Source organism: Bacillus sanguinis, from assembly GCF_018332475.1.
Taxonomy (GTDB): Bacteria; Bacillota; Bacilli; order Bacillales; family Bacillaceae_G; genus Bacillus_A; species Bacillus_A sanguinis.
Map to the genome: position 1 here is coordinate 1 of NZ_BOQB01000115.1, position 10128 is coordinate 10128.

The window sequence follows — 10128 nt, forward strand, 5'->3', positions numbered from 1 at the left end:
CTCTTTATGAAAGTAGCCACTGAAAAGAAAGGCTGGGCACCAAAAGTTATTTTAATCGCTAACTTCGGCGTAAGCTTCTTCTTCTTATCTCTTGCGATGGACACATTACCGATGGGAACTGCTTACGCAATTTGGACTGGAATCGGAACTGCCGGAAGTGCACTTCTAGGTATTCTTATTTTCCGTGAATCAGCGGATTGGCGTCGTCTTGCCTTCTTAAGCTGCATTCTATGCGGCGCTGTTGGCTTAAAACTATTAAGCTAACGTGAGGTGAATGTCATGTGGAAAGAAAAAGGAAAACAAATGTTAGCATGGATTACACTCGGAATCGTCATTCTACTGCAAATCAGTTTTCATATAATAGAATGGTTGTTTCATAAAGTAGTATCCATTCTTACCTTCCTTCCTAGCATGGCACTTGAAATTGCATCTATTGTTTGGTCAGTTATTGCCTCCATTGCAATCGTCATTATATGGAGTATCGCCAAACTATGGAATAAATTATTTAAAAAGGACAGTACTTCTGAAAAAGAGTAACTGTCCTTTTTATGTCTATTTAGATTTTTTATAGAAATTTGATGTAATAAGACAAAGTAGACCAACTATGGCAATACTCATACCAATCTCTTTATGCAAATTAGGAAATGGTGTTGGGATATCTGAATAAAAATTTGCTAATATGAGACCGATTGAAACGAAAAGTACCCCTATTCTATATAACCATTTTCTTTTATTCATCATTCTCCCCCTAACATTTTTCATACACTCCTTTCTTTTGGACATACTACCTAAAAAAGGAGTGGATAATATGCAAAATTCTATACATAAGCAAATCCTATTTTTATTTTTCCTCTTTCTTATTCTCGTTATCGTTTTCAGCTTTATATTACATACTCCAAAAGATGTTGTACCAAACAGCCTCTCTGTTTATAAACTCTTACTTTCCTATTGTCGTTATTGAAGAAGGTGCCTTTTATAGGGCACCTTTTAAAATTCTCTCTTCTCATACAATTTCACTGAAACGAAGATAGATACTATGAACATGCATATTGAACTAACGAATAACATGCTGTTATATAATTGAATTTGTTCTAGGTTGATTTGAAACAAAGTTTCTACAATAACAATCGGTGCCATGGATATGACTATCGTAATAAAAATAGTTTTTTTATATCCTAGCCAAAACGATATCGGTAGAACAAAACTTAAATACACTAAAATAAAGCTAATACTAGTAAACACTGTTGTTTCAATAAATTCAAATATATTAGTTCCATTCTTTATCCCCATCGTAAAACAACCAATTGATACACTTATAAAAAGAATAATAATTGATACGACATATTTTGCAAATACAATTTCTTTTTTCACTATCGGTAAACTATTTACTATTATTTCACTCTCATTTTTACCATCCGCTTTAAATGTTTTTATCGTCGCCATAACTGTAAAAATGACCGACATCATTACGAATACATTTCCTGTATCTTTTAAGGCCATATAAAAGAGAATCGGATAGAGTATGTACCACATTAAGAATTTCCATGGAACGATGCAATCTTTTAAGATTAGTTGTTTCAAAGCTATTCTCCTCCCTATTACAAATCACGCTCACTATACAAATTAATTGAGAGTAACATAGACATAACATATAAAAGAAGCAATCCTGCTATAAAACAACTATTTACAACAAGACTCGTGTTCCAAACATTCTCTACATCTAACCATACGTTACTTACAATCAGTCCACTTAAATAACCAAATGCAATTCCGATGAAGGGAGCAATTTGTTTTGCACTGCTATATCCTACTGAAAATTCGATTGGGAGTACGATTATGCTATAAACCAATCCTCCCGTTATTCCACCAAGAATCTCTCCCCATAGCATAAACGCAGTTGTATTTTCATTTTGCAACTGGATCACAAGTGAGAAAACTCCACCTAGAGTAACTAAAATACTTACAAATATGTATTTTGCTATGACAATTTCTTTACGCTGAAACGGTAAACTATTTATTATCATTTCACTTTTATTCCTATCCTCATAACTCATTGACAGCATCATTCCAAGAACAGGTATAAACATAATAAACGTCATCAGAAAACTATCACTACGAAAATCAACAATAGAAAGGAAAAACAAACATATTAAATACACAAAACTTAACTTTCTTTGCAACATCATGTCTTTCAAGATTAGTTGCTTGATCATGTATTACACCTCACTAAACCAATTCCTTAACATCACTTATTAGTTTTTATATAAGAAGGATTAGAGCTCTTTCTTTTTAAAACTCACAATAGCTATAAACATTGAAGCTAAATAACTTACACACGCGCCTATACTCAAAATACTAATAACTAATAACACATCTGAAGTTCGAAAAATCATTAACATAAGCCTTTCATCCGTAAATATATTGCACATAAATCCTAGTAAACCTATTATAGGAAAAAGCATAACTAATCCCAGCATAGTAACCGTTCGCTTATCTTCACTATATTTTATTGGAAGAATCATAACAGCATACAGAACAGAAAAGAAAATAGCTATAAATGCTGCATACCAAGGAATATTTATATTTTCTTTTAATATAAATACAGGGAGTATAAAGAATACGAATGTAATGATTAAGCTGAATGCCATAAAAAATAGTGTCGATATGTATTTCGCAATGACAATATCTTTTCTAGTAAAAGGTAGACTTACTAATATTTTTTCCGTACTATTTTTCTCTTCATTTGATAAAGAGATTGAAATCATCAAAAGACATATTGCAAAACAAACATACGCCATTTGAAATGGTTCTATAGAGTTTTGGAATGCTCCGTATATTGGTAAGATCAAATAGATAAGAAACATTTTTCTTTGTAAGAAAAACTCCTTCAAAATCAACTGTTGCATCTGAATTCCCCTCTCTATAAATCACGCGCTCCATAAATTTTAATTGTAAGAAACATAGAAGCGATATAAATACTGACTAATGCAATGAATCCAACTATAAATACACCAATATGCAGAGGATTCATAATCCAATCAAGGAATGAAGGTGCTACTTCCTTCAGTCCATCACTAATAAATATCCAAAGTATCCCGCTAACTATTATTGAAGCTGCTGCTATTATACTTATTACCGCCTTTGATTTTGTAACATAATACATAGGGAAAAAGGTGACCATCCAAAATACGGCATAAACAATTCCATTTATTACTTCATACCATGAAATCTCAATATAAAGCTTAGGATAGTATGCACCAATATCACCAATAACAGCGATACACCTTATAAGAAAAACAACTAGCATAGTAGAAATCATGCCCCCTACAATGAATATTGCACAGGAAATATATCTAGCAATTATGATATCCTTTCTACTTAGCGGTAAACTATTAATCATAATGTCACTTGTATTCCGTTCATCTATTATGATTAATATAATAACTGAGGAAAGAGTTATAAATAAACAACTCATAGGAAACAGCATTCCCTCACCGGGTTCAAATAAAAAGAATATAAAGGGTATAATAAGATACACTGGCCATATCCCCCGAAAAAAGAACAAATCTTTATATACGAGCTGACGCATAGGCACTTCTCCCTTTCGCAGTGTAAACGATAATGTCATCTAATGTAGGCTTTTCTAGTACAACCTCATTTCCAAACCAGTCGATAATTGTTTGTTTATCCTTCGCTAAACCTTCAAAACCAAACTTATTTTTTCGTAATCCAACAAATAGTTCTTTTCCTTCTCGGTCTAATAAATCGTTACTCCCTTTTACCATTACGTAGTTCTCCATTAAATCGTCTTTTTCACCAGTAAATATAATTTCTCCATCGTTGATGAACGTAATATAATCTGCGATGCGCTCTAAATCTGTTGTAATGTGCGTTGAGAATAGTACAGATACTTCATCTTCCATTACAATCTCTTGCAGCATATCAAGTAATTCACTTCGAACAACCGGATCTAATCCTGCTGTCGGTTCGTCCATAATGATAAACTCTGCGTGGTGCGAGAGTGCGATAGCAATCGCAAATTTCATTTTCATCCCTTTTGATAGTTCTTTAATTTTTTTATACTTCGGAACTTGCAATCTATACATATACGATTGATACTGCTCTTCGTCCCATTTTTTATATAGCGGTGCAATAATACGTTTCATTTGTTCACACGTTAAATCTTCGTAGTAATGATTTTCATCATATACAAAACCAATATTTTGTTTTATTTCCTTTTCAGCTTTCTTATTGTCCTTGCCAAAAATTTTTATATCGCCGCTATCTTTTCGAATTAAATTCATAATCATTTTGATTGTCGTACTTTTCCCTGCTCCATTCGGTCCGACAAATCCCATAATATATCCGCGTGGTAACGTAAAACTTATATTTTTCACTGCAAAATCTTGATAACTTTTACAAACGTTTTTTAGCTCTAACACCCTTTATTCCCCCTCATATAAACACGCAATCATGTGCTGTAAATCTTCAAGTGAAAGCTGCAACGCTTTACTTTCATTTACAATCTCTTCCGCTTTACTTTCCAATAAACGAAGCCGTTGTTCTTTTAGTAATTCATTATTTTTACGTGAAACGTAAGTCCCCTTCCCAGCAACGGTTTCTATATATCCTTCTTTTTCAAGCTCCTCGTACGCACGCTTCGTTGTAATTACACTAATTTGTAATTCCTTCGCTAAACTACGAATAGACGGTAATTGGTCTCCACCCTTTAAACCACCATTTAAAATAAGCTGGCTTAATTGTTTTCTTATTTGCACATAAATAGGGTCTTGGGAAGAATTCGAAATAATAATATTCATGTTTTCCTCCAGTGTGTGTATATACTGTATATACTTTATATATACAGTATATACACAATATCCTATTTTTGGCAAGAAAAAAAGACCAACATTTTCCTGTTGGTCTTTCGTATATGTATCACTTTTCAAAGCGATCTAACATCTCATCTCTCATTCCGAAACTCACTACCGCAATTCCTACGTACATAAACAGAAGGAACGCAGGATGAACTGTGTTGTACCAAGTGCTATCAACAATTAAATAAATCGTTAATGCGACAACAAGAACAAACGCTAAGATAAACATATAAAAGTGTCTTGTACTACCCATGATAAACTCCTCTCTTCTCACTTCACCATTCAACAGTATATTTTATCGAATAATTCGATATGACTCAAGGTTAACTTTCTGTTATGTAATCAAGTTCCACCTTTACAATGTCCTCACATGCTATTGAAATGATCGCTCCTTGCTGATCAATTGCCGTCACTTCTCTATTATCCATCACGCGATGCGCTACTCTTTCTAGTACTTTTCCTTGGTCCCGATAACAAAATTCTTTTACATCTTTAATCGTTTTTCCGTTTTCTAAATGGTATATCATTCTATAACACCGATACCCCACATTTTCACCCCCTGCTTGCTCGTTTTTTCACATATACATAAAAATGAGTCATTGCAATCTCATTACATCTTCTTAATTTCAATAAAATTCTAACAAAAATAAATACTTTTATCAAACTGACTTTTTCAACAAAATCACCTATGAAACTGCTTCTTTACACCATTATGGAACAAAAAATATAAAATTTTAACATTTTCTTCACCACTTCTGCATAAATTCTCCATAAAAAAAAGAACCCGCATATAGCGAGTTCTTCCTTTGTTATTCTAATCAAACTTGTACAGGAGCTAGCTTTTCATAACGTAAAACTGGTTTACGTGCAGCCAATGTTTCATCCAAACGTTTAATTACCGTTGTATGTGGCGCTTCTTGTACAACTTCTGGATTTTCTTCTACTTCTTTAGCAATTTGAATCATCTTATCAATGAAACCATCTAATGTTTCTTTTGATTCTGTTTCTGTCGGTTCAATCATAATACATTCTTCCACATTTAATGGGAAGTAAATTGTTGGTGGATGGTAACCGAAATCAAGCAGACGTTTTGCAATATCTAATGTACGTACACCAAGTTTCTTTTGACGACGACCTGATAATACAAACTCATGCTTACAATGTCTATCGAATGGAAGATCATAGAATGGTGCTAATCTTCTCATCATATAGTTCGCATTTAATACCGCATACTCCGTCACTGCACGTAGTCCATCTGGACCCATAGAACGAATGTATGTGTATGCACGAACGTTAATTCCGAAGTTACCATAGAATGGTTTTACGCGCCCAATTGCTTCTGGACGATCGTAGTTGAAGCGATAGCCATTTTCCGTTTTCTCTAAAATTGGTTTTGGTAAGTACGGAATTAAATCAGCTTTCACACCTACTGGACCAGAACCTGGGCCACCGCCGCCGTGAGGGCCTGTAAATGTTTTATGAAGGTTTAAATGCACAACGTCAAATCCCATATCTCCTGGGCGCGCTTGGCTTAATACCGCATTTAAGTTTGCACCATCATAGTATAATTTACCGCCTGCGTTATGGACGATTTCTGCCATTTCTAAAATATTTTCTTCGAATAGACCTAATGTATTAGGGTTTGTTAACATAAGTGCTGCTGTTTCTTCGTTTACAACACGTTTTAAATCTTCTAAGTCAACAAGACCATGTTCATTTGATTTTACTGTAATGGTTTCAAAACCAGCTACGGTTGCAGATGCTGGATTCGTTCCGTGAGCAGAGTCAGGAACAATTACTTTCGTACGGTTAAAGTCGCCATTTGCTTCATGGTACGCACGAATTAACATTAAGCCTGTCCATTCTCCGTGTGCACCAGCTGCTGGTTGTAATGTAACAGTATCCATACCTGTAATTTCAATTAAATGCTCTTGTAAGTCGTACATTAATTCCATTGCACCTTGTACTGTCTTTTCGTCTTGTAACGGATGAATATTTGCAAATCCTGCGAAACGAGCTACATTCTCATTAATCTTCGGATTATATTTCATCGTACAAGATCCAAGTGGATAGAATCCAGAATCAACACCGTGGTTACGGTTTGAAAGTGCTGTATAGTGGCGCATAATATCAAGTTCAGATACTTCTGGTAGCTCTGCATCTTCTACTCGAATATAATCGCTCTCAAACACATCTTCTAGTTTCACTTCTTCTACATCTAATTTTGGTAGGCTATATCCTATGCGTCCTTCTTTACTCACTTCAAAGATAAGTGCTTGGTCTTGGTTCTTCATTGGATAGCCCCCATTTCGTTTACAAGTGTGTCAATTTCCTCTTTTGTACGAAGCTCAGTTACTGCTACAAGCATATGGTTCTCATGCTCTTTATAATCACGGCCTAGGTCGTAACCGCCGATAATATTCTTTTGTAATAATGCATCGTTTACTTCTTTCACTGGACGCTTGCAATCTACAACGAACTCATTGAAGAATGGTCCAGCAAATGTTACAGTGAAGCCTTTCGCTTCAAATTGACGTTTTGCATATTGTGCTTTAGAAATGTTTTGACGTGCCATTTCTTTCACACCTTGTTTACCAAGTGCCGTCATTGCAACTGATGCTGCTAATGCATTTAACGCTTGGTTTGAACAAATGTTAGACGTCGCTTTATCACGGCGAATATGCTGTTCACGTGCTTGTAACGTTAATACGAATCCACGTTTACCATCTGAATCTACAGTTTGTCCGACAAGACGTCCTGGAATTTTACGCATAAATGCTTTCGTTGTTGCAAAGTAACCACAGTGTGGTCCACCAAACTGCGTTGGGATACCAAATGGTTGTGCATCACCGATTACAATATCAGCACCAAATTTTCCTGGTGGTGTTAATGCGCCTAATGATAACGGATTTGAAGAAACGATAAATAATGATTTTTGTTGATGAACGATTTTTTCAATATCAGCTAATTTTTCAACTTGTCCGAAGAAGTTTGGATATTGAACGATTACACAAGCAACTGTATCATCTACTTCACTTTGTAATACGTCTAAATCTGTTACACCATCTTTATGATTAATTTCAACAACTTCAAGATGTTGACCTTTTGCATATGTTTCAAGTACTGCTCTTGATTCTGGATGAACTGCGCTAGATACAAGAATTTTCTTTTTACGAGTATGGCCAGCTGCTAGCATTGCCGCTTCAGCTAAAGCTGTACCTCCGTCGTACATAGAAGAGTTTGCTACATCCATTCCTGTTAATTCACAAATCATTGTTTGGAATTCAAAGATTGCTTGTAATTCCCCTTGTGAAATTTCTGGTTGGTATGGCGTGTAAGCTGTATAAAACTCTGAGCGAGAGATAACGTGATCTACAATTACTGGAGCGTAATGATCGTATACGCCTGCTCCTAAGAAAGAAGCGTATTCTTTTAAGTTAGCATTTTTACTAGCCATTTGAGTTAACTCTTTTAAAAGCTCTGGCTCTGATTTTGCTTCTTTAATTTTTAAATCCCCTTTAAAACGAACACTCTCTGGAATATCAGAGAATAACTCATCGATCGTTTGAACGCCGATCGTTTGTAACATTTCTTTTTTGTCTTCTTCTGTCATTGGAAGATAACGATGCAACATGAAATCTACCCCTCTCCCCGTTACTTTGAACGTTTATAAAATGGTGTTGGAACAACTACTGCTTTGACGCGTTTATTACGAATTTCAATTTCTACTTCTGTATCAACTGCTGCGTATTTTACATCAATTAGTGCTAAACCAATGCTTTTCTTTAACGTTGGAGATTGTGTACCACTCGTTACTTCACCGATTTTTTCTTCTCCAATAAATACAGGGTAATGCGTACGAGGAATTCCACGTTCGATTACTTCGATGCCAACTAACTTACGAGGCGCACCGTTTTCTTTTTGCTCTTTTAAAGTCGCTTTTCCAAAGAAATCTGCTTCTTTATTTGGTTTTACCGCAAAGCCAATTCCAGCTTCAATCGGTGTAATATCTTTTGATAATTCTTGACCATACAGTGGTAATGTTGCTTCGAAGCGAAGTGTATCACGAGCACCTAAACCACATGCTTTTAAGCCTTCTTCTGCTCCAACTTCAAGAAGTTTCTCCCAAAGTTTTGCAGCATCTTCACTCTTACAGTAAATTTCAAATCCATCTTCACCTGTGTAACCTGTACGAGATACAAGTGCTGGAATTCCATCTACAAGAATATCGTTTTTAAATTTAAAGAACTTAATTTCTTTCAAATCTTCTGACACAACTTTTTGTAAAATGCCTTCTGCTTTTGGTCCTTGAATTGCAAGCTGTGCAACTTCACTAGAAACATTGACTACTTTTGCATCGCCAATTACATGGCTAGCTAACCATTCGTAATCCTTCTCGATATTTGATGCATTGATTACTAATAAATAGTCTTCTTCACCACGTTTGTAGATTAATAAATCATCTACTGTACCACCATTTTCGTAGCACATAGCTGTATATTGTGCGCCTCCTACCTTTAAGGTAGAAACGTCATTTGTAACAACACGTTGTAAAAATGCTAAACTATCTACACCTTTTACCTCAACTTCTCCCATATGAGACACATCGAACAAACCTGCCGCTGTACGTACAGCTTCATGTTCTTCTTTAATGCTTGAAAATTGAACTGGTAATTCCCAACCACCGAAGTCGATTGTTTTCCCACCATACTTCGCGTATACATCAAATAACGGTGTACGTTGTAATGTAATCATGCTCTCTCCCCCTTATGCTTTGACAAATCAATAAAAGTTGCTCGCCATATCTAAACATTTTCACTCTGAAAAGATAGGATATACGGAATCTCATTACATTTTTTTATGAAAGCGTAAATAAAAAATCACTTTCTTGGATAAAATACGAAAGATTCCACACATTTCACACCATTATCCTAACATTATTCGCTATATTTCATCAATATTCTAGCATAAAAAATAATTTAGAATTTTTTATTCTTAATCTTATTACATACAACTTTCAAAATTTAGCCCTTTATCTTTGCCTATTCTTTAACTTTTAGTATGTGTAATAGCGTCTTATTACAAGGTTTATATAATAAAGATTTTTTTAATAATTACTTTAGTTTATAAAAGGTGGGTGAGTCGTAATGAATGTCGATATTTCCGTAGATCGAACGTGGCAAAACAATTTTTTAAATAGAATTGACGAAGATGGTCCCTGGACAAACTGGGATTTATATCATTTAGCTTA

General features: G+C 34.8%; 14 protein-coding genes. 2 read left to right on the top strand and 12 right to left on the bottom strand.

All coding sequences use genetic code 11. The features are described 5' to 3' along the window. Together KI369_RS13925 and KI369_RS13930 are read left to right on the top strand one after the other, a co-directional pair. Positions 1–264, top strand: a 264-nt coding sequence (locus KI369_RS13925; RefSeq protein ID WP_238484923.1) for a DMT family transporter, incomplete at its 5' end; no start/stop codon positions are given. A gap of 15 nt (positions 265–279) precedes the next feature. Next, positions 280–537 (top strand): DUF3975 family protein, encoded by a 258-nt coding sequence (locus KI369_RS13930; protein ID WP_000265392.1) that lies wholly within the window; start codon positions 280–282, stop codon positions 535–537. A 15-nt stretch (positions 538–552) separates the two neighbouring features. Here the strand turns inward: KI369_RS13930 and KI369_RS13935 are convergent, their stop codons facing one another. The 12 genes from KI369_RS13935 to gcvT form a co-directional block, all read right to left on the bottom strand. Beyond that, positions 553–741, bottom strand: coding sequence for a hypothetical protein (locus tag KI369_RS13935; protein ID WP_212956353.1), 189 nt, complete (start codon positions 739–741; stop codon positions 553–555). A gap of 246 nt (positions 742–987) precedes the next feature. Further along, complete coding sequence (locus KI369_RS13940) at positions 988–1581, bottom strand: ABC-2 transporter permease (protein ID WP_212956346.1); 594 nt, start codon at positions 1579–1581, stop codon at positions 988–990. A 17-nt stretch (positions 1582–1598) separates the two neighbouring features. After that, positions 1599–2213 carry an ABC-2 transporter permease gene (locus KI369_RS13945; protein ID WP_212956347.1) on the bottom strand — a complete coding sequence of 205 codons (615 nt, stop codon included), beginning with the start codon at positions 2211–2213 and terminating at the stop codon, positions 1599–1601. Between the two features lie 60 nt (positions 2214–2273). Continuing rightward, positions 2274–2906, bottom strand: coding sequence for an ABC-2 transporter permease (locus KI369_RS13950; protein ID WP_212956348.1), 633 nt, complete (start codon positions 2904–2906; stop codon positions 2274–2276). 14 nt (positions 2907–2920) lie between these two features. Then, the gene (locus KI369_RS13955) at positions 2921–3589 is read right to left on the bottom strand and encodes an ABC-2 transporter permease (RefSeq protein WP_212956349.1); all 669 of its coding nucleotides are present in this window, start codon (positions 3587–3589) and stop codon (positions 2921–2923) included. After that, entirely contained in the window at positions 3570–4442 is an 873-nt protein-coding gene (locus tag KI369_RS13960) for an ABC transporter ATP-binding protein (protein ID WP_212956350.1), read from the bottom strand. Before KI369_RS13960 ends, KI369_RS13955 begins: the two co-directional genes overlap by 20 nt. A gap of 3 nt (positions 4443–4445) precedes the next feature. Beyond that, a complete protein-coding gene (locus KI369_RS13965; RefSeq protein ID WP_212956351.1) occupies positions 4446–4820 on the bottom strand; it encodes a GntR family transcriptional regulator in 375 nt (124 codons plus the stop codon). A 118-nt stretch (positions 4821–4938) separates the two neighbouring features. Continuing rightward, on the bottom strand, positions 4939–5130 hold the full coding sequence (locus KI369_RS13970) for a hypothetical protein (RefSeq protein WP_000535935.1): 192 nt from the start codon (positions 5128–5130) through the stop codon (positions 4939–4941). 70 nt (positions 5131–5200) lie between these two features. Further along, positions 5201–5404, bottom strand: coding sequence for a DUF3929 family protein (locus KI369_RS13975; RefSeq protein WP_212956354.1), 204 nt, complete (start codon positions 5402–5404; stop codon positions 5201–5203). A 291-nt stretch (positions 5405–5695) separates the two neighbouring features. Then, a complete protein-coding gene (gcvPB, locus tag KI369_RS13980) occupies positions 5696–7171 on the bottom strand; it encodes an aminomethyl-transferring glycine dehydrogenase subunit 2 (protein WP_000795693.1) in 1476 nt (491 codons plus the stop codon). After that, positions 7168–8511 carry an aminomethyl-transferring glycine dehydrogenase subunit 1 gene (gene gcvPA, locus KI369_RS13985; protein WP_048531122.1) on the bottom strand — a complete coding sequence of 448 codons (1344 nt, stop codon included), beginning with the start codon at positions 8509–8511 and terminating at the stop codon, positions 7168–7170. The genes gcvPB and gcvPA overlap by 4 nt, the downstream gene beginning before the upstream one ends. 20 nt (positions 8512–8531) lie before the next feature. Next, positions 8532–9632, bottom strand: coding sequence for a glycine cleavage system aminomethyltransferase GcvT (gcvT, locus tag KI369_RS13990; protein WP_087956936.1), 1101 nt, complete (start codon positions 9630–9632; stop codon positions 8532–8534). Positions 9633–10128: the final 496 nt, after the last annotated feature.

Bases quoted from the DNA above. Each gene is read 5' to 3' on its own strand.
- KI369_RS13930 (WP_000265392.1), top strand. From the start codon at position 280: ATGTGGAAAGAAAAAGGAAAACAAATGTTAGCATGGATTACACTCGGA.
- KI369_RS13935 (WP_212956353.1), bottom strand. From the start codon at position 741: ATGATGAATAAAAGAAAATGGTTATATAGAATAGGGGTACTTTTCGTT.
- KI369_RS13945 (WP_212956347.1), bottom strand. From the start codon at position 2,213: ATGATCAAGCAACTAATCTTGAAAGACATGATGTTGCAAAGAAAGTTA.
- KI369_RS13950 (WP_212956348.1), bottom strand. From the start codon at position 2,906: ATGCAACAGTTGATTTTGAAGGAGTTTTTCTTACAAAGAAAAATGTTT.
- KI369_RS13955 (WP_212956349.1), bottom strand. From the start codon at position 3,589: ATGCGTCAGCTCGTATATAAAGATTTGTTCTTTTTTCGGGGGATATGG.
- KI369_RS13965 (WP_212956351.1), bottom strand. From the start codon at position 4,820: ATGAATATTATTATTTCGAATTCTTCCCAAGACCCTATTTATGTGCAA.
- KI369_RS13970 (WP_000535935.1), bottom strand. From the start codon at position 5,130: ATGGGTAGTACAAGACACTTTTATATGTTTATCTTAGCGTTTGTTCTT.
- KI369_RS13975 (WP_212956354.1), bottom strand. From the start codon at position 5,404: ATGATATACCATTTAGAAAACGGAAAAACGATTAAAGATGTAAAAGAA.
- gcvPB (WP_000795693.1), bottom strand. From the start codon at position 7,171: ATGAAGAACCAAGACCAAGCACTTATCTTTGAAGTGAGTAAAGAAGGA.
- gcvPA (WP_048531122.1), bottom strand. From the start codon at position 8,511: ATGTTGCATCGTTATCTTCCAATGACAGAAGAAGACAAAAAAGAAATG.
- gcvT (WP_087956936.1), bottom strand. From the start codon at position 9,632: ATGATTACATTACAACGTACACCGTTATTTGATGTATACGCGAAGTAT.